This window comes from Rhizobium sp. 2MFCol3.1 (assembly GCF_000377565.1).
In the GTDB taxonomy this organism is placed as follows: domain Bacteria; phylum Pseudomonadota; class Alphaproteobacteria; order Rhizobiales; family Rhizobiaceae; genus Rhizobium.
Genome location: NZ_KB898355.1, coordinates 474,266 through 494,054, shown reverse-complemented (window position 1 = coordinate 494,054; position 19,789 = coordinate 474,266). Strand labels below are relative to the sequence as shown.

Genomic DNA, 19,789 nt, shown 5'->3' with positions numbered 1-19,789 from the left:
ATGCCTTTGAAGGAACGCCGATGCATAAGGCCCGCAGCATCTTGATCTGGGCAGTGGTTGCGATCTGTGTGGTCGCGCTGGTGACCCTGCCGGTGAATTTGCAGGCGCAGTTGATCGCCAGCATCACCGTGGTTGCCGTGATGGCGATCATCAAGGGCCTGAAGGGTGAAGGCACATGGCGCCTGATCGCGCTCGCCTTCGGTACCGCGATCGTCATGCGCTATGTCTATTGGCGAACGACGAACACATTGCCGCCGGTCAACCAGCCGGAAAATTTCATTCCCGGCCTGCTGCTCTATCTCGCCGAGATGTACAGCGTCGCCATGCTGGCGCTCAGCCTCTTCATCGTCGCCACCCCCTTGCCGCCACGCCCTTCGCGCGTAGGCAAACTCCAGCGTTTCCCGCATGTCGACGTCTTCGTGCCGACCTATAACGAGGACTCCCACCTTCTCGCCAACACGCTCTCGGCCGCCAAGGCGATGGACTATCCGGCGGACAAGCTGACCGTCTGGCTGCTTGACGACGGCGGGACGGTGCAGAAGCGCAATTCGAACAAGCTGCTTGAGGCGCAGGCCGCCGTCGCGCGCCACAACGAGCTGAAGCAGCTCTGCGAGGAAATCGGCGTCCGCTATCTGACGCGCGAGCGTAACGAGCATGCCAAGGCCGGCAATCTCAACAATGGCATGCAGCACTCGACCGGCGAGCTGATCGCGGTGTTCGATGCCGACCACGCGCCGGCGCGCGACTTCCTGCTCGAAACCGTCGGCTATTTCGACGACGATCCGAAGCTTTTCCTGGTGCAGACGCCGCACTTCTTCATCAATCCCGATCCGCTGGAACGCAATCTGCGCACCTTCGACAGCATGCCGAGCGAGAACGAGATGTTCTACGGCATCATCCAGCGCGGGCTCGACAAGTGGAACGCGGCCTTCTTCTGCGGCTCTGCGGCGGTTCTGAGCCGCAAGGCGCTGGAATCGCAAAACGGTTTCAGCGGCATCAGCATCACCGAGGACTGCGAGACCGCGCTGGCACTTCATGGAAGCGGCTGGAACAGCATCTATGTCGACAAGCCGCTGATTGCCGGCCTGCAGCCTGCAACGTTCGCGAGCTTCATCGGCCAGCGCAGCCGTTGGGCGCAGGGCATGATGCAGATCCTCAGATTCCGCTTCCCCTTGCTCAAGCGCGGCCTGACCATCCCGCAGCGCTTCTGCTACATGTCGTCCACGCTGTTCTGGCTGTTCCCCTTCCCGCGCACGGTCTTCCTGTTCGCGCCGCTGTGCTACCTGTTCTTCGACCTCGAGATCTTCACCGCCTCCGGCGGCGAGTTCCTGGCCTATACGCTCGCCTACATGCTCGTGAACCTCATCATGCAGAACTACCTCTACGGTTCGTTCCGCTGGCCGTGGATTTCCGAGCTCTACGAATATGTGCAGACGGTCCATCTGCTACCGGCGGTAATCTCCGTCATGCTCAACCCGAGGAAGCCCACCTTCAAGGTGACCGCCAAGGACGAGTCGATCGCCGTCAGCCGACTGTCGGAAATCAGCCGCCCCTTCTTCGTCATCTTCGCGGTGCAGATCATCGCGCTGATCGTCACCATCTACCGCATCTACACCGAGCCCTATAAGGCGGACGTCACGCTCGTCGTCGGCGGCTGGAACCTGATCAACCTGATCATGGCCGGCTGTGCGCTCGGCGTCGTGTCGGAACGCGGCGAACGCGCTTCGTCGCGCCGCGTGCGCGTCAACCGTCGCGCGGAGTTCGGCATCAACGGCAAGTGGTACACGGCGTCCATCGAGGACGTGTCGGTGCACGGCGCCCGCCTGCATGTGTTCGACAAGCAGCTGGAGCAGTCTTTGGTCGGCGTCGAAGGCGAAGTTCGCTTCCGTCCGTTCAGCGGCGCCGATCTCGAAACGCTACCGCTCGTGGTGCGCAACATCCAGCCGACGGACGGACTGCTTGCGGTGGGCTGCCAGTATGTCCCGAAGAGCGCGCTGGACCACCGGCTTATCGCCGACCTGATGTTTGCGAACTCGGCACAGTGGACGCAATTCCAGGAAGGTCGTCGCCGCAACCCCGGTCTGATCCGAGGAACGATCTGGTTTGTCGGTCTTGCGTTCTACCAAACGAGCCGCGGCCTGGTCTATTTCTTCCGCAGCATGCGGCCTGAGCGTGAAGAGCAGCGGCAAGTCTCGAAGGTGAATGGCTGATGCGCAAGATCGCCACATCCCTCGGCTTCCTGCTTGCCGCCACGGCGCTGGCCTACGCGCAGACGTCGCCCTTCGACATGACGGGCGAACGTCCGCCGGAGGCGATTCCCGCCGTACCGCGCTTGACGCTTCCGGCGACACCCCCTGCTTCCGCTCCAACAACAACGCCGGCGCCGGCGGTCGCAACACAGCCGCCCGCAACACAACCGCCCGCGACACCCGCACTTGCCGCCCCGCCGGCAGCCGTGACGCCTCTGCAGCCTTTCGCCGTCACTCCCGCGACACCGACCGCGCAACAGCCGGCATCTCCACCAGCGCAGGCGGATGCACCCGCCACGCTGCCAGGGCTAGCATCGCCGCCGACGCCGGCCGCGCAGACTGCAACACCAGCAGCACAGCCACCGCAGAAATCAGCGGCCGCAACAGCGTCTGCTCCGCTGCCTCCCGGCACATCGCGCCGCTACGTCGTGCCTTTCGCAAAGCTTGGGCTGGACGGCGAATATGACCGCAAATCGTGGTCTGTCTACCTGACGCCAGAGCAGGCCGCGGCACAGGCGACCTTCAACTTCACCTACCAGAACGCCATCGTCGTCGCGCCGGAGAGCTCGCAATTCACGATCCTGATCAACAACAGGGTCATCGGAGAGCAGCCCGTCGGCTCGTCGGATGGAGCGTCCACCGTCTCCTTGAGCATCCAGCCGCGCCTGCTGCAGCCGGGCGCTAACCTGCTCACGATCGAAGCAAAGCAACGCCACCGCACCGATTGCACCGTGCAGTCGACCTACGAACTCTGGTCGGATATCGACCCCTCGCAGACCTATCTGACCTTCGTCGGCGAAGAGGCTGCCAAGTTTTCCAGCACCGACGCCATCCGCGCGATCGGCGTCGACGGCGCCGGCCAGACCGCGTTCAATTTCGTCGTTCCCGCGCTCGATCAGCCGGGAACCACGAAGCCGCTCCTGAGGCTGGTGCAAGGTCTCTCGATCCTGAGCGGCATGCCGAACCAGACCATGTCGTTTACAAGCGGCTCCCTGCCCGCTTCGTCTCCGGGGCGGATGACGGTCGTGGTCGGCACGCCCAGCGAGTTGCAGCCGCTGTTTGCCGTACCGGTCGCCGCGCAGACGGCACCGCTCGCGACCTTCGCGACCGATCCGCGCTCCGGCCAGACCGTGCTTCTGATCACCGGACCATCCTGGCCGGCGATCGCGACAGCAATCGAGACGATCGTCTCCACCACCGACCGCGCCGTCACGGTGCGCCGAGACGCGCTCGCCACGCAGCGGTGGACCGCGCCCGATGCGCCGTTGATATTCTCGGACAGGACGATCGCCTTCTCGCAATTGGGTGTCAAATCGACCGAGTTCTCGGGAAGGCGCTTCCGCACGACCTTCAACATCGCCGTACCGGCCGATTTTTACGCCAATGCCTATGGCGAGGCGACGGTGCTGCTCGATGCCGCCTATACGCAGAATGTGCTGCCGGGCAGCCATATCGATGTCTACGTCAACGGCAACATCGCCTCGACGCTACCAATCACCACGAAAGGCGGCGGCATCTATCGTCATCTGCCAATCCGCGTGACGATGCGACACTTCAAGCCCGGTTTGAACTCGGTATCGATCGAGACGATCTTGCAGACGGATGAGGACAATGTGTGCGTGCCGGGAACGGCGGCCGGCGCGGGACCGCGCTTCGCGCTGTTCGACACCAGCGAGTTTCACATGCCCGACTTCGCCCGGGTCGGCCAACGCCCCAATTTGGCGGCACTCGCCGGAACGGGTTACCCCTACAGCCGCGATGCATCTCCAACCCCACTCTTCATCGACCGCGTAGACCCCGACACGCTCTCCGCCACGGCAACCGTGCTCGGCCAGATGGCCTTGATGGCAGGTCGGCCGATCGACGTCGAACCCGCCGCCTCGCCGGGCGCGATCGGCGAACGCGACGCAATCTTCGTAGGCTCCATTTCGCAGATGCCGCAGGCGGTGCTGTCGCAGCTCAACATCGCGACGACCAGCCAGGCGACATGGCGGCCGCTCGCCGCGACACAGACGACTCCCAGCGAGACCAACGTGATGTTCGACGAATGGCGCTCCAAGGTGAGCGGCGGCGTCTGGCAGGGACAGATCACTTCCTTCCAGGAGTGGCTGCGTCGCAACTTCGATATTTCGCTGAGCACGCTACAATTCATACCCGGTGCCGAGCAGGTTTTTGCGCCCTCGAACACGAACAGCTTCATGATCGCACAGGGCGCGAATACAGCCGGCAACGGGACCTGGACGATCGTGACCGCGCCATCCGCCAAAGATCTCAGGGAAGGTGCTGATGCCATGACGTCACAGCTGAACTGGCCCGAGATCGAGGGGCACGTGACGACCTATTCGGCCGCGACCGGCAAGATCGATACTGTCCCGGTCAGCCGTTTCGATTTCATTGCGACGGAGAACTGGACGTTCGCCAATTATCGACTGATTGCAGCGAACTGGCTGTCGACCAACGTCCTGTCCTATGCTGTCCTGCTCGTCGTACTGTCGCTGCTGATCGGCGTTGCCACCGCCGGCATGCTTGGAAGACTGGGCCGCCGCCAATGAGAGGGTGGCTGACGATAATGGTGGCTGTGGCGCTCGCATCGCTGCTTGGCTTGCAGCAGCCCGCATCCGCGCAGACGGCGAAAATCGATGCCGCCTCGTGGAGCGCCTACAAGGCGAAGTTCCTCGACCCGAGCGGTCGCATCATCGACAATGCGAACGGCAACATCAGCCATAGCGAGGGACAGGGCTACGGCATGTGGCTCGCCTATCTCGCAAACGACCAGGCCGATTTCGAGCAGATCTGGTATTTTACCCGGACCGAGTTGCTGCTGCGCGACGACGGACTTGCGGTCTGGAAATGGGACCCATCGGCCAAGCCGCATGTGACCGATGCAAACAACGCATCCGATGGCGACATGCTGATTGCCTATGCGCTGGCGCTGGCAGGCTCTGCCTGGAAAAACACCGACTATCTCGAAGCCGCCGCCAAGATCGCAAACGCGCTTCTGGCCAACGCTGTCGTCAAGTCGGGCGGGCGCACGATCCTGCTTCCCGGTGTCGAGGGTTTCAATGCTCCCGGCCGCAAGGACGGCCCGGTCATCAACCCGTCCTATTGGATTTACGAGGCCATTCCCGTCATGGCCCTGCTCGCCCCCTCCGACGCGTGGGGTGCGCTGACCGAGGACGGATTGGCATTGCTGCGCTCGATGCAATTCGGACCGCGCAAGCTGCCGGCAGATTGGGTGAGCCTTCACCGTCAGCCGCAGCCGGCCGAGGGTTTTGATGCGGAGTTCGGCTACAACGCCATCCGCATCCCGCTTTACCTCGCCCGGGCGGGAGTTTCGGACAAGGAACTGCTCTTACGATTATCGTCGGGAATGACCGCCGGCAATGGCGCGCCGGCAACGATCAACCTGAAGGACGGCCAGCCGAAACAATCACTTGATGACGCTGGTTATCGAATTGTTAACGATGTTGTGGCCTGTGTAGCACAAGGGACGAAGCTACCTGAATCGTCCCGGCAGTTCGCGCCATCGCTTTATTATCCATCGACCCTTCAACTCCTGGGGTTGGCCTTCGTCGCGGAGAAACATCCAGAGTGCCTTTGAAATCCTCGCTTGTCGCAGTGTCGGTCGCAGTGGTGGTGGCAGGTCTTGTCACCGCTCTGAAGGACCGCGCCGCCATTCAGGATATGCTCGGCCTCGGCCATCCGACAGAAGCGCCTCAGCTGATGCTGATGGGCAGGATCAGCGGGCCTGACGGCCCAGCCAAGCAGCCGGCGACCGACATGCAGTCGATCGCCGAGCAGATACAGGCAGCAGCAGGCGGCCAGACCACGCCCAACGCACAGCCGCAAGGTGACGCGGCGACCCCACAGTCAGACGCCGTCGCCCAGGCACAGCAACAGCAGCCACAACAACCGGCAGCGCAGCGACCAGCCGCGACCTCCTCAAGTGCCCAGCCCGCCGCACCGAAGGTCGACGAGAGCGCGCTTCGCTATTTTGCGAGCCGCGGCGACAAGGCGAGACTGCAGGCAGAGATATCACGGCTGCAGGCGCTCTATCCGAACTGGGTGCCGCCGGCTGATCCGCTCGCCATTCCGCAGAGCGGCGACAAGCAGCTCGAGGCCATGTGGCAGCTTTATTCCGAGGGCCGCTATGCCGAGCTTCGCAAGTCGATAGCTGACCGGCAGGGAGCCGAAGCGGGCTGGCAACCGCCGGCCGATCTGCTCGACAGGTTGGACGTGGCGGAAGCACGTGCCCGCCTGGTGAACGCCTCCGACCTGAAGCAATATACGACCGTCGTACAGATTGGCGCGGCGACGCCGAGCCTGCTCACCTGCGCCGATATCGACGTGCTGTGGCGCGTGGCGGAAGCCTTCGCCCGCACCGACCGCACGCAGCGGGCGCAGGATGCCTATACCTACATTTTGAAGGCCTGCACCAATCCGCAGGAGCGTCTGGCGACCATGCAAAAGGCGTCCGGCCTGTTGCCATATGCGCCGATGCAGGTGCTGCTCGGCCTTGAGCGACCGGATGGAAACGGCGGCCGTGAATTCGACAGCATCCGCAACGACCTCGCGCGCAATTTCGTCGCCGCCGGCAATGCCAATCCCGACCTCGCCGTATCGCCCGACTACCTGACGCTGGTGCAGCGACTGGCCGAAACACAGGGGCTCGCCTCCGACAACCTCCTGCTCGGCTGGTATCACCTGCGCCGCGAGAATTACGCCGACGCGGAAAAGTGGTTCCGTGCCGCGCGTACAAAGGAAGATTCCGCCAGCGCTTCGCAAGGCCTCGCCTTGGCGCTGATCGCGGAGAAGAAGGAACAGGAAGCCGAAGACGTCATGTACAAGTGGCGCGGCGATTCCAAGGACGCCACCGCGACCTATCTCGCCGCCACCGCCAACCTCATGGCGCTGCAGCCGCCGGCGAATATTCCCGAGGAAGTGTTGAGCCGTATCGCGACCGAGATCATCGCGCAGAAATACGTGCCGACGGCGCAGCAATTCGGCTGGTACGCACGCTCGCTCAATCAGCCGCAGACCGCCGCGCGCTGGTTTGAAACGGCTTTGCGTTGGAAGCCCGATGACGAACCGTCTGCCTATGGCCTGGTGATCACGCGCGAGCAACTGAACGACCACCGAGGCGTCGCGGAAGTGCAGCGCCTGTGGGCGGGACGCTCGGCGCGCATCGCGCAACTCGGCGAGACCTCGGCCCTGACGCCGCAAGTGCGCGCGCCCCTTCCCGGACCCGGTCAGGCTCCGCAGCTTCAGCAAGTTCAGCCGCAACAGGTCCAGGCGCCGCAGGCGCAGACCTACCAGCCGCAAGTGATCGCCGAGCCCGCTCCCGTTGTGGCTGCGGCTGCGCCGGCCGAACGCCCGATGCCGCGACAGGCGGAGCCAATTCAGCAGGCATCGCGACCCGCCCCTGCCACGCGTGGCGCACGCCAGATCCGTGGATGCTCGACGACGGTCGATGCGCGGCTGCTCGATCCCCAAAGCGCGCTGAACCGCGGCTGGTGCCTGATGGACCTGAACCGCCCGATGGAAGCAGTAGAGGCTTTCGAGGCGGCGCTCGCCAGCCCCACCCGCAAGGTGCGCGAGGACGCGGCCTATGGACAAAGCCTTGCCTATCTGCGCGCCGGGCTCTCCAACAATGCCGCCGTCGCGGCAACCAAAGCGCCGCAGACCCGCCAGCGGGCAGCGGAACTACAGGTTTCCATCCTCGCCGATCGAGCGCTCGCCGCTTTCACGGCGAAGCGCTACCGCGAGGCGCTTGTCTATCTGGACCAGCGCGCGCAGTTGCAGCAGGAACGCATCGATCTGATGGTTCTCAGGGGCTATAGCTACATGAACCTGCAGATGTACGGAGACGCCGAGCGCATCTTCAATGCCGCCGCAGCGGTCGGCAGCAAGGATGGATACCGTGGCCTCGCGGATCTGAAGGATGCGACGCATCCCGAAGGCAAACAATAATCCCTGTAAATCCCGGTGATGCGCATGGCGTGTCTCCGCAGCCAATCCCTAGCAAAGCGCGCTGTAGCTAACTGCTCTTGACGTTCTTCTAAAAATAGAACATAACAAGAACAAATAGCGAGGTAAGCGTATGACAAGAACTGAGGAAGTCATAGCAAACGCATTGGCGGTCGTGGCCGCGTCGCGGGCGGAGCGAGAGCGCGATGCCGAACGCCGCCGCCGCGTCTTCGGCAAGATCGAAATCGGACTGCCGCTCCCCAAGATCAAGGGGCAGCAGCTCAGCCTGGATCTCCACTGATCTGCCTTGCGGTGGCAGGTTTTCTCCTTCTGGGCGGTTTCAATGTCGGGGCGGATCAGGTATCCCCGCTGGCGAGAAAACGAAGACGGGCGAGTACGTTTGTCCGTCACAGATGAGAAAGCTCGTCCATTGTCGGATACCACGCCTTCCTGCTTCGACCGCCCCTACTCCGCCTTCCTTTTCGACATGGACGGCACGATCCTGAGCTCTCTTCTCGCCGCCGAGCGCGTCTGGGGAGCATGGGCCGCACGGCAGGGGCTTGATGTCGAGGCATTCCTTCCGACCATGCACGGCGCGCGTGGTGTCGACACCATCGCCAAGCTGAACCTGCCGGGCGTCGATCCGGTCGCGGAAGCAGCCGCCATCACCGAAGCCGAGATCAACGATGTCGAAGGCGTTTTCGCGCTGCCTGGCGCTGCCGCGTTCCTGGCCGCGCTGCCGGTTGATCGCTGGGCAATCGTGACCTCGTCGCCGCTTCGGCTTGCGCATAAGCGCCTGGAAGCCGCCGGCCTGCCGATACCGAAATTCATCGTGACTGCCGACGATGTCGAGATCGGCAAGCCCAATCCGCAATGCTACATCCTGGGCGCCGAGCGTCTGGGCTTCAGCCCGAGCGAATGCCTAGTGTTCGAAGATGTGCAGGCGGGCATCCTGGCGGGCGAAGCCGCCGGCTCCGATGTTCTGGTCATCACGGCGACGCAGCACCACGACCTCGAGACCTCGCATCCGACACTTCATTCCTACGAGGACGTTAAGGTCCGGATCTACGAGGACGGCAAAATCGGCCTCGGCAAGTAAACAAAAACGAAAATGCCCGCCGCGAGACCTGCGGCGGGCATCTGCTCTTCGGCTCGGGAGAGAGTGAGCCTTAGATGTTGGCAAGCAACTCGTTGATGCGCGACTCCATGTCGGTAAGCGCTGCATCGACATCCTTCTGACCGGTGATTGCGGCGCTCATTTCCTGGCCGATGATGTCCTGGATCGCGAACTGACGCTGGACGGTCGAGGGCAATGCGGTGCCGAGCGTTGCGATCGAGGCGATCGTGTCGCGATGCGGCAGAGCCTTGAACTCCTTGGAGTCGAGAACAGCCTTGACCGCCGGCAGATGACCGGTGCGCGACCAGTCGAAATCATTGTCGTGGAAGAACTTCAGGAACTTGCCAATCGCGGCGTTTTCCTCATCGGAACGGTCCTTGGTAGACACGGCCCAGCTGTGGCCATCCGCGTACTGCGCCTTCTTGCCGGCGAAGAGCTGCGGATACGGGTAGACAGCGTAGCCGCCCTTGTTGAGCGCCGTGCCTGCCGTTTCGGATGAGGCGTTGTAATCGCCGATCACCCAGGTGCCGTTCAGATGCACGCCGCCTTCGCCGGCGAGGAAGGCATTGATGCTGGCGGCGTAGTCGAGATCCTTGACCGTGTCGCCATTGTCGTAGATCGCCTTGTACATCTCGAGCACCTTCTTGGCCTCGGGCGTATTGATCTTCACCTGCTTCGGATCCGCGAAGAAGGCGGAATCCTGCTGGAAGAGATAGGTGTAGAGGTTGCGCGTGTAGAGCGCGACCTCGTTGGCGAGATTCTGAACAAAGTAAGGCTTGCCGGTCTTTTCCTTGAACTGCTTGGCCTGAGCGAGCAACTCTTCCGGGCTGGTCGGCAGCTTCGGCGTGCCGTCGGCGTTGACCAGTTCAGCCTTTTTGAAGAGGTCCATGTTGATGTGGTAGAGCATTGTCCAGTTGTCGATCGGCAGGCCGTAAATCTTGCCGTCCTTGGTCACGCCGCCGAGGCTGGCATCGGTGAAATCGGTCGGTGCGACGCCCACGGACTTCAGCACGTCGTCGAGCGGCATGATCAGGCCCTTGCTCTGGTAATCCGCGAGAACCGACTGGTGGATGGTGACGATATCGGGCGGATCGCCAGCGGCGAACTGCGCGGTCAGCTGGTCATAGCCCGGCCATTCGACCGTGGTCACTGTAACGTGCACATCGGGATTGTCGGCGTTGAACTTATTGATCAGCGAGGTGATGATGCCGCACTCGCCGACCGCCTTGCTGACATCGGTGTTCTTGCCCCAATCGGCATCGCAGGCGCCGAAGAAGCGCTGCACCGTGAGCTCGGTTGCGGCGAATGCCGGCGACGCGCCGACGAGCGCGATCACGGACGCCGCCGCCAGCATGTATTTCCTGAAGTGATGTGTCATGCCCTTCTCCTCCTCTTTGGGGCTTTGCCCCTTTGGCTGGCCTCCTCCCCGGAAGCCGGTTGCGACGTCATCGCTTCAACTCTCAGCGCACAGCGGCGCCGGAGACTGCCGTCACGATGTATTTCTGGAAAAACAGGTAGAGAACGAGAATCGGCGCGCTGGCAAAGACCGCCTGCGACATCAGGAAGCCGAGGCCTTCCGACTGCGCGAAGTTGGTCTGTGTCGAGGCGATGCCGACCGTCAGCGTATACATTTCCTTCTTGGTGCCCGAGATCAGCGGCCAGAAGTAATCGTTCCAGGCGCCGAGGAAGGTGAATATGCCGAGCGTCGCCTGTGCGGGAACCGTCAGCGGCAGAAGCACTTTCCAGAAGATCTTGAAGCGGCTCGCATTGTCGAGCAGTGCCGCCTCGTCGAGCTCCTTGGGGATAGCGCGGAAATACTGCGTCATCAGGAACACGCCGAAGGGCGCCGACAGGCCGGGCAGGATCAGCCCGTGATAGGTGTTGTGGAACTTCAGCCAGCTGAACAGCTGGTGGCGGGCGATCAGCACTGCCTGTTCCGGAACCGCCAACCCCAGGAGCACGATGATGAACAGCGTGTTGCGATAGGGAAAGTTCAGCCGCGCGAAACCGTAGCCTGCGAGCGACGAGAGCACCAGCGTGCCGATGGTAAGCCCGCCAGCGACGACCACGCTGTTCAGCACCCAGCGGAACACAGACGAGGTCGCCAAGATGTTGATATAGTTGTTGATCGTGTAAGGTGCGTTGAAGACGGAGTTCATATCCGCCATCAGTTCCTTGTTTTCCTTCAGCGACAGGCCGATCACCCACAGCACCGGCGCAAGCATCACCAGCGCGCAGAGGATGGCGAGGAAAAGGATCACGCGGTCGCCCAGCGAACGGCCGACCATGTTGCCACCTGTTGCGACACTCATCCTTCTTCTCCCTTCCGACGCGAAATGACGTACTGCGCCATGGCAGCGATGAGGATCAGCATGAAGAGGATTTCAGAGGCAGCAGCACCCAGCCCGAGATCCCATTTGGTGAAGGCCGCCTCGTAGATATAGAAGACGATCGGCTTGGAGACGTTGTTCGGTCCGCCCATGGTCATCAGCTTGGCCTGGCCGAACAGCTGGAACTGCAGGACGATCTGGATGATCACGACCAGCGCGAAGGTGCGGCGGATGGACGGCAGCGTGATGTACCAGAGCGTGCGCCAGCGGCTGGCATTGTCGAGCGCCGCCGCTTCGTAGATATCGCCCGGGATTTGCTGCAAGGCGGAGAGGAACAGCATCATCGGCAGACCGATGCACCACCAGATGGTCGCGATGGCGATGCCGATCATCGCCAGCTTTGGATCGGACAAAAACGCTGGCGGCGTGGCGCCGAACCAGCCGTAGATGGTGGCGAGCAGGCCGAAATTGCCGATGAAGACGATACGCCAGATCAGTGTGACGATGGTGACCGACAAGACCGACGAGGAGAAATAGATCGTGCGCAGTGCTGCTGCCGTCCGCGTCTTGCGGTTCAAGGCGAGCGCCAGCATCAGGCCGATGATGGCGAGCGCAGGCACGGTGAGCAGCACGAAGTAGAAGGTGTTGCCGATCGCCTGGATGAAGATCTTGTCGCGGAACAGCCTGAAGTAGTTGTCGATGCCCACGAAGCGGCCGACGCCGAAGGCATCCGCCTTATGCAGACTGAGCCAGATGCCCCAGAACAGCGGCACGACCAGCAATGTCACGAAGAAGAAGAGATAGGGCAGAACGAAGACCGCATTGCGCCAAAGCGGCGCATTGATGTTCTGCACCTTCAGGCGCGCGGAAGCCTTGGCGGGCGTTCCGGTGCCGGAGAGAGTGGTCTCAGCCATGGCCCGGCTCCTCATTGTGCCAGGCGCGACCCTCGGCATCGAAGAGATGCGTTCTGCTGCCATCGAGCGTCAGCCCCACCTCGTCGCCGATCGCGACACGGCTGTTGCCGATATCCTCGGCGACGATGACGCTTCCGTCCGTGAGCCTGGTGTAGAGCAGCGTACGGTCGCCCAGGCGCTCGAGCACATCGACCTTGCCCGTCGTGGTGGCCGGAACGCCATTTGCGAGCTTCACCGCCTCGGCACGGATGCCAAGTGCATGGGGGCCGCCATTCAGGCCTGCGGCGCGGATGGAGGTCTTGAGCTGCGTGCCGTCAGGCAGCTTGGCGCTGACGAAACCATTTTGTTGGGAGATCCCAACATCAAGGAAGTTCATCGTCGGCGAGCCGACGAAAGTGGCGACGAAGCGGCTGGCCGGGCGGGAGTAGATCTCCATCGGCGAGCCGATCTGCTCGATCTTGCGGTTGTTCATGACGACGATGCGATCGGCGAGCGTCATCGCCTCGATCTGGTCGTGGGTCACGAAGATCATCGTCGACTTCACGCGGTTGCGAAGCTGCGCGAGCTCAACGCGGGTGCGCACGCGCAGCGCCGCATCGAGGTTCGACAGCGGTTCGTCGAACAGGAACGCCTTCGGCTCCTTGACGATGGCGCGACCGATCGCGACGCGCTGACGCTGGCCACCGGACAACTGACCGGGCTTGCGCTCCAGAAGATGGCCGATCTCCAGCATGCGGGCGGCTTCCGCCACGCGTGCCGTGATCACGTCCGAGGGGACCGCGATGTTGCGCAGCCCGAAGGCCATGTTGTCGGCGACCGTCATGTGCGGATAGAGCGCGTAGCTCTGGAACACCATGGCGATGTCGCGTTGGCCGGGTGGGAGTGTGTCGATACGCTCGCCGTTGATCGAGATCGTGCCTTCATCGACACTCTCGAGCCCGGCGATCATTCTCAGAAGCGTGGACTTTCCGCAGCCGGAGGGCCCGAGAAAGACCATGAATTCGTTGGCCTTGATCGACAGCGACAGGCCGTCGAGCACGGTCATCGAACCGTAGCGCTTGCTGACATTGCTGATTTCGATATTCGCCGTCATCCGGCTGCTCCCAAGCTGCAGTCAGAATCCGAAAATCCGATATGAACACATGGCTGGCACGAAACGGCGCGAATGGCGCCTGCTTCTAGAAGCAGGCCGCCTTCCGTCCATGATGGTGCCAAAACAGAAGCGGTTACTCCCATCTTCTCCTCCCAGTGGCACGTCAAATCTGGTGCGCTGACGTTAAATCATACAATTACGATGTCAACATATCTTCGATATGTATCAGCTATCGTGATTTAATGTATCAGGCCTGCAGCCGGATCACGCGATAAGACAAAGGCGCAATCTTCGCCGTCAGCTTTCCATCGGCGAAAGTCGAGCCGTTGGCCTTCACCGGCACCACATTGTCTGGCTTTTCGGCCGTGTTGGTGATGGTGAGATCCGAATGGGCGACGACTTGGTCGTCGATGACCTTGAGGTTGCCGAATTCAAGCAGGCTGGCGTCGAGGTCGAGCGCTTCCGTGCCGTGGCGGTTGACGATGAAGAACGTGACGGTCTTGGCGTCCTTGTCGTGGACGGCCGAGACGTCGAGATAGGGCACGCTGCCGACATCCTCGACCTCGTAAGCCGGGCTGTCGACCATCAGCTTCAGCGCCGTGCCGCGGCCATAGACCGAAGCGAAGTAGTAGGGATAGAAGATCGTCTGGCGCCATGCGGCACCGCCCGGCGTCGTCATGATCGGAGCGATGACGTTGACCAGCTGCGCCAGGCAGGCGATTTTCACGACATCGGCGCGGTTGATGAAGGTGTTCAGAATGCAGCCGACCTGCAGCACATCCTCGAAGTTATAATCGTCCTCGAGCAGCGCCGGGGCGTGCGGCCAGCCATTGGCGCCGGCGAGCGTTGCCTTGTCGCGCTCCTTCGAGTGGTACCAGACGTTCCATTCGTCGAAGGAGATGTAGACGTCCTTGGTCGAACGCTTCTTCGCCTTGATATAGTCGATCACGCCGGCAACCGTGCCGATGTAGTTGTCGAGCTCGATGCTGCGGGCCAGATAATTGGCCGTGTTCTTGGCGCGGTTCTCGAAATACATGTGCAGCGAGATGTAATCGACCTCGTTGTAGGTGTGGTCGAGAACGGTCGCTTCCCATTCGGGATAGGTCGGCATGTGGGCGTTGGACGAGCCGCAGACGACGAGCTCGAGCGAGCTGTCGAAGGCGCGCATGGCCTTGGCGGTTTCATGCGCCAGGCGGCCATATTCGTCGGCCGTCTTGTGGCCGATCTGCCAGGGGCCATCCATCTCGTTGCCGAGGCACCAGAGCTTGACGTCCCATGGCTCGGAGCGGCCGTTGGCGATGCGCTTGTCGCTCCACTCGCTGCCGCCGGGATGGTTGACATATTCGAGGAAGTTGCGGGCTTCATCAAGGCCGCGGGAGCCGAGGTTGACGGCCAGCATCATCTCGGTCTTGGCCGAGACGCACCATTCGGCGAACTCGTGCATGCCGACCTGGTTGCTCTCGGAGGTGTGCCAGGCAAGGTCGAGACGCGTCGGGCGGCTTTCCTTGGGGCCGATGCCGTCCTCCCAGTTATAGGCCGAGACGAAGTTGCCGCCGGGATAGCGCACGATCGGAACGTTGAGTTCCTTGACGAGATCGATCACGTCCTTGCGCATGCCGTTTTCGTCGGCGGTCGCATGGTCGGGTTCGTAGATGCCGGTATAGACGGCGCGGCCCAAGTGCTCGATGAACGAGCCGTACAGGCGCGGGTCGATGTCCGAGATCGTGTATTTGCTGTGCGCGGTGACCGCAGCCTTCATGATATCCTCCACTATATCATTTTTTGTGATCTATATCACAATTTGAGGTGAATAAAGCGGAAGCCTCGGCCGGGGTCAAGGGCAAAATTCAGAAAATCGGGTACAGTCTAGCGTGTTCTGATACGCAGCAGGATGTCCTGGTCGTAATTGCCGAAGCCACGACCGAAAATATTGATCCCGCCAGGGTGCTTGGCGTCGTCGCGCACGCCGATGCGCAGGCGAATCGAGTGATGCTCATCGAGCTTCAGGTCCGAAAGCGCCACGTCGGAGATGCGCAGCCCGTCAACGAAGGCGCCTTCGTCATTGATGCGGAAGCTCTTCAGCTTGCCGTACTGCGAGCCCTTCAATTTCCACCAATCCGGTGTGAAAACCCCGCGTTTGTCGCCGAAATCGCCGGGAGACGTCCAGGTGCCGATGTCGATGCCATTGACCGTCAGCGTGATATCGGAGGGCCAGTCGGCGCTGGTGCCGGGTACTTCCGAGCTCAGTTCCATGACGAACTCGATCTCGCGGATGCGGGTGTTGGTCAGCCTGGCATTGTTGGGAAACTGGTATTCGACATGCCCGCGCGTGAACCAGATCAGCGCCGTCTTCATGCGATCCGGATCAAGGAAAGTGTTGGGCACGTCGAGCAGGCCGATGATACCATCTACCGAGCAGAGACCGCAGGGCGCGGTCACATCGTAGCTGGTGTAGAGACCAAGCGGCATCGCCACCTCGATCGCATCTGGTTCAGTTTCCTTGATTTCATTCTTGAAGACGACGAGGATCTCATCATAGACGCTGTGACAGACCTTCTGGTTGCCCTTGCGCGCCTTCTGCGTCTCGGTGCGGATCAGCCCCGCCTCTTCCAGCATCTGCACGTTGGTCGAGACACTGGACTGCGGTAACTCAAGGATATCAGCGATTTCGTTGACATTCAGCGGCCCCTTTTCATGCAGGAGCTTCAATACGGAAACCCTTGCCGGCGATGCCAGCCCCTTCAGAATGGGCATGCCCTCCTCGGGATCGACGACAAGAAAATTGCGGCTCATGGGTTTCCGATCGCACGTAGGTAAGAGAATGAAGACCTACGTTACATATCAGAATTTTCGATAGATTCAATCGGGGCAGTGGCTCCCAATGCGTTTTCGTTTTGAGCGATCCCGAGATCGGCTTTCCTCTCGCTCGCATGCCGAGAGAGAGGAGTTGGCGGGAATATCTGCGGATGTAGCCTAAGCGTTCGCGGCGGCGTTACGCCGCCTTTACCGGCAGTTGGCCCCGCCTGTAGGCGATCAGGTCCTCGATGGTGATCAAGTGCAGGCAGTGGTGCTCCGCGAAACGTTCAAGCTCCGGCAGACGGGCCATCGTGCCGTCGTCGTTTGCGACCTCGCAGATCACGCCCGAGGCCGACAGACCGGCCAGTTTGGCAAGATCGACCGCTGCTTCCGTATGCCCTGGTCGCGATAGAACGCCATCGGGATGCGCGCGAAGGGGGAAGATATGGCCAGGCCGCGCGAAATCGTCCGGCTTAGCCGCTGCGCCAACCAAGGCGCGAACGGTGGCCGCGCGATCGGCGGCCGAGATGCCGGTGGTCGTCTCGGAGATGTAGTCGACCGAGACGGTGAACGCCGTCTTCAGCATCTCGGTGTTGCGCGGAACCATCAGCGGAATCTCAAGCGCGTCGAGCCGCTCGCCTTCCATCGCCACGCAGATCAATCCGCGGGCGTGGTTCATCATGAATGCGATCGCCTGAGGGGTCACCGCTTCGGAGGCGATCACAAGGTCGCCTTCGTTTTCGCGATCACGGTCATCGACGACCACGACGATTTCGCCGCGCGACATCGCGGCAACCGCATCTTCAATCCTGGAAATAGTCAACGTCATGCCTTTCAAGGGTTAGCTGCTTGCGCAGCGCGCATGGCCGTGAGGCCACAATCATCCCTTGGGCGAACAAACATGGGACATGTCGCAAGGATGCGACGTCCGCTGCATGCTCTCTTTCATCCGGACTATGACCGTCGGCTCCGGCATCTCACCGGATCTGCTGACCCTTCGCTTGTGGGCGAAGGCGCTCGCGGGCTCCGAGTTTCCTCGATACCGCCGGTGGGGAATTGCACCCCGCCCTGAGAACAATGTGACCATAGGCGAACATCGGCGCATTCGGCAAGTGGTATGACGACCCAAACTATGGGCGCCGGGCGAACGCACTGTTCAACCATCCGGCCCAACGCTTCGCGGCCGATAGAGGCCCGAAATCTTTATAGCTTTTTTATTTGCGACGCCGAGCGTCCGTCTCGACCCTTTATGCGGATCGGCAGCATAACAGCGATGCGGACCAGCATCGTCCGCCGGCTGCAGGCACCTCGATAGCCGCGCCGCTTCGAAACATCTGGAAGGAAATGCGACCGATGATGGACATCGTTCTGATCGGCACCGCCGTTATTTTTTTCGCGCTCTGCTTTGCCTACGTCAAGGCATGCGACGCGCTCTGAACCGAGGCCATACGCCATGATTTTTGACTACGTGCTCAGCGGTGCGGTGACGGTGTTCCTCGCCGTCTACCTCACCTACGCCCTCATTCGCCCCGAGCGCTTCTGATCGTCGCCGCTCGTATTGAAAGTTTCGTCTCATGACCCTCATTGGATGGTTACAGATCCTGCTGTTTTGCGGGATCCTTATTGCGCTCGTCAAACCGCTGGGTGGCTATATGACCCGCGTGTTTGGCGGCGAGCGCACCCTGCTCTCCCCCGTCCTCGTTCCGATTGAACGGGGACTTTACCGCATTGCCGGCACCAGCGACCGCGAGGAGCAGCATTGGACGTCCTATGCGTTCTCCATGCTGATGTTCAATCTGCTCGGCGTGCTGGTGCTCTATCTGCTGCTGCGTTTCCAGGGCGTGCTTCCCTATAATCCGGCAGGCATGGCAGCGGTCGGACCGGAGCTCTCCTTCAACACCGCCACCAGCTTCGTCGCCAATACCAATTGGCAGAACTACGGCGGCGAAAGCACCATGTCGTATCTCACGCAGATGATGGGCCTGACGGTCCAGAACTTCGTCTCGGCGGCGACCGGCATGGCGATCGCGGTCGCCTTGATCCGCGCATTCGCACGCGCGTCTGGCAAGGCGATCGGCAATTTCTGGGTCGATATGATCCGCGCCACGCTCTATGTGCTGCTGCCCTTCTGCATCATTCTCACATTGGTATACGTCTATCTCGGTGTCCCGCAGACGCTTGGTCCCTATATCAACGCAACGACGCTCGAGGGCGCGCAGCAGACGATCGCCGTTGGCCCTGTCGCTTCGCAGCTCGCCATCAAGATGCTGGGCACCAACGGTGGCGGCTTCTTCAACGCCAACTCCGCGCACCCGTTCGAAAACCCGGACAACTACTCGAACATGCTGCAGATGCTGTCGATTTTCGTGATCGGCGCGGCCTTCACCAACGTCTTCGGACGCATGGTCGGCAACCAGCGTCAGGGCTGGGCGATCCTCGCCGCCATGGGCCTGCTCTTTATCATCGGCGTCGGCGTGACTTACTGGGCGGAAGCCGCCGGCAATCCGCTGATGCATGCCTTCGGGCTTGGCGGCGGCAACATGGAAGGCAAGGAAGTGCGCTTCGGCATCGTGATGTCATCGCTCTTCGCTGTCATCACCACGGCGGCATCCTGCGGCGCGGTCAATGCCATGCATGGCAGTTTCACGGCGATTGGCGGTCTCATACCCCTCATCAACATGCAGCTCGGCGAAGTGATTGTCGGCGGCGTCGGCGCGGGCTTCTATGGCATCGTTCTCTTCATCATCGTCGCCGTCTTCGTGGCGGGTCTCATGGTCGGCCGTACGCCGGAATATCTCGGCAAGAAGATCGAGGCGAAAGAGATGAAGATGGCCGTGCTCGCCATCCTGTGCCTGCCGCTTGCCATGCTGGTGTTCACCGCAATCGCAAGCGTGCTTCCCTCCGCCGTCGCATCGGTGGGAACAGCGGGACCGCACGGCTTCTCCGAGATCCTCTACGCCTACACGTCGGCCGCCGCCAATAACGGCTCTGCCTTCGGCGGCCTCACCGGCAACACGCCCTGGTACAACATCACACTCGGCCTCGGCATGCTGATGGGACGCTTCCTGGTTATCATCCCGGCACTTGCCATTGCCGGATCACTGATCCGAAAGAAGACCGTGCCGGCATCGGCAGGAACGTTTCCGACAGACGGCCCTCTCTTCGTCGGCATGCTGGTCGGCACCATCGTCATCGTCGGTGGCCTGACCTTCCTCCCGGCACTGGCGCTCGGCCCCGTCGTCGAACACCTGTCCATGATGACAGGGCAAACCTTCTAGGTGGGATGATGATCCTCCGTCACATCAGACGAAAACACACGTCAC

At 61.7% G+C, this 19,789-nt stretch carries 15 protein-coding genes and 1 riboswitch; of the genes, 8 read left to right on the top strand and 7 right to left on the bottom strand.

The genetic code is table 11. From position 1 onward, the window contains the following. Positions 1-20: 20 nt before the first annotated feature. From bcsA to D460_RS0108135, 6 genes are all read left to right on the top strand, one after another. Entirely contained in the window at positions 21-2,210 is a 2,190-nt protein-coding gene (gene bcsA / locus D460_RS0108160; RefSeq protein ID WP_018898048.1) for a UDP-forming cellulose synthase catalytic subunit, read from the top strand. After that, positions 2,210-4,801 carry a cellulose synthase BcsB subunit gene (locus D460_RS0108155; protein ID WP_018898047.1) on the top strand — a complete coding sequence of 864 codons (2,592 nt, stop codon included), beginning with the start codon at positions 2,210-2,212 and terminating at the stop codon, positions 4,799-4,801. The genes bcsA and D460_RS0108155 overlap by 1 nt, the downstream gene beginning before the upstream one ends. Next, positions 4,798-5,850, top strand: coding sequence for a glycosyl hydrolase family 8 (locus D460_RS0108150; RefSeq protein WP_026282914.1), 1,053 nt, complete (start codon positions 4,798-4,800; stop codon positions 5,848-5,850). Before D460_RS0108155 ends, D460_RS0108150 begins: the two co-directional genes overlap by 4 nt. Next, on the top strand, positions 5,847-8,219 hold the full coding sequence (locus D460_RS0108145; protein ID WP_018898045.1) for a hypothetical protein: 2,373 nt from the start codon (positions 5,847-5,849) through the stop codon (positions 8,217-8,219). Before D460_RS0108150 ends, D460_RS0108145 begins: the two co-directional genes overlap by 4 nt. A gap of 130 nt (positions 8,220-8,349) precedes the next feature. Further along, positions 8,350-8,517, top strand: coding sequence for a hypothetical protein (locus D460_RS36355; protein ID WP_165936891.1), 168 nt, complete (start codon positions 8,350-8,352; stop codon positions 8,515-8,517). 129 nt (positions 8,518-8,646) lie between these two features. Beyond that, the gene (locus D460_RS0108135; RefSeq protein ID WP_018898043.1) at positions 8,647-9,315 is read left to right on the top strand and encodes an HAD-IA family hydrolase; all 669 of its coding nucleotides are present in this window, start codon (positions 8,647-8,649) and stop codon (positions 9,313-9,315) included. Between the two features lie 70 nt (positions 9,316-9,385). Here the strand turns inward: D460_RS0108135 and D460_RS0108130 are convergent, their stop codons facing one another. The 7 genes from D460_RS0108130 to ribB all read right to left on the bottom strand — a co-directional run bounded on the left by D460_RS0108130 (position 9,386) and on the right by ribB (position 17,289). Next, positions 9,386-10,711, bottom strand: coding sequence for an extracellular solute-binding protein (locus D460_RS0108130; protein ID WP_026282913.1), 1,326 nt, complete (start codon positions 10,709-10,711; stop codon positions 9,386-9,388). Between the two features lie 82 nt (positions 10,712-10,793). Beyond that, a complete protein-coding gene (locus tag D460_RS0108125; protein WP_018898041.1) occupies positions 10,794-11,645 on the bottom strand; it encodes a carbohydrate ABC transporter permease in 852 nt (283 codons plus the stop codon). Beyond that, positions 11,642-12,577, bottom strand: a complete 936-nt coding sequence (locus tag D460_RS0108120) for a sugar ABC transporter permease (protein ID WP_018898040.1) — start codon at positions 12,575-12,577, stop codon at positions 11,642-11,644. The genes D460_RS0108125 and D460_RS0108120 overlap by 4 nt, the downstream gene beginning before the upstream one ends. Further along, the gene (ugpC, locus tag D460_RS0108115) at positions 12,570-13,670 is read right to left on the bottom strand and encodes a sn-glycerol-3-phosphate ABC transporter ATP-binding protein UgpC (protein ID WP_018898039.1); all 1,101 of its coding nucleotides are present in this window, start codon (positions 13,668-13,670) and stop codon (positions 12,570-12,572) included. Before ugpC ends, D460_RS0108120 begins: the two co-directional genes overlap by 8 nt. Before the next feature lie 247 nt (positions 13,671-13,917). Further along, positions 13,918-15,429 (bottom strand): alpha-N-arabinofuranosidase, encoded by a 1,512-nt coding sequence (locus D460_RS0108110; protein WP_018898038.1) that lies wholly within the window; start codon positions 15,427-15,429, stop codon positions 13,918-13,920. Between the two features lie 107 nt (positions 15,430-15,536). Then, complete coding sequence (locus D460_RS0108105; RefSeq protein ID WP_018898037.1) at positions 15,537-16,463, bottom strand: helix-turn-helix domain-containing protein; 927 nt, start codon at positions 16,461-16,463, stop codon at positions 15,537-15,539. Positions 16,464-16,662: 199 nt separating this feature from the next. Continuing rightward, entirely contained in the window at positions 16,663-17,289 is a 627-nt protein-coding gene (ribB, locus tag D460_RS32790; RefSeq protein ID WP_037111044.1) for a 3,4-dihydroxy-2-butanone-4-phosphate synthase, read from the bottom strand. 110 nt (positions 17,290-17,399) lie between these two features. Continuing rightward, positions 17,400-17,546, bottom strand: a riboswitch (FMN riboswitch). Between the two features lie 373 nt (positions 17,547-17,919). Here ribB and D460_RS32785 point away from each other — a divergent pair. Then, positions 17,920-18,009, top strand: coding sequence for a K(+)-transporting ATPase subunit F (locus tag D460_RS32785; RefSeq protein WP_018898034.1), 90 nt, complete (start codon positions 17,920-17,922; stop codon positions 18,007-18,009). 31 nt (positions 18,010-18,040) lie between these two features. Beyond that, the gene (kdpA, locus tag D460_RS0108085; protein ID WP_018898033.1) at positions 18,041-19,744 is read left to right on the top strand and encodes a potassium-transporting ATPase subunit KdpA; all 1,704 of its coding nucleotides are present in this window, start codon (positions 18,041-18,043) and stop codon (positions 19,742-19,744) included. Positions 19,745-19,789: the final 45 nt, after the last annotated feature.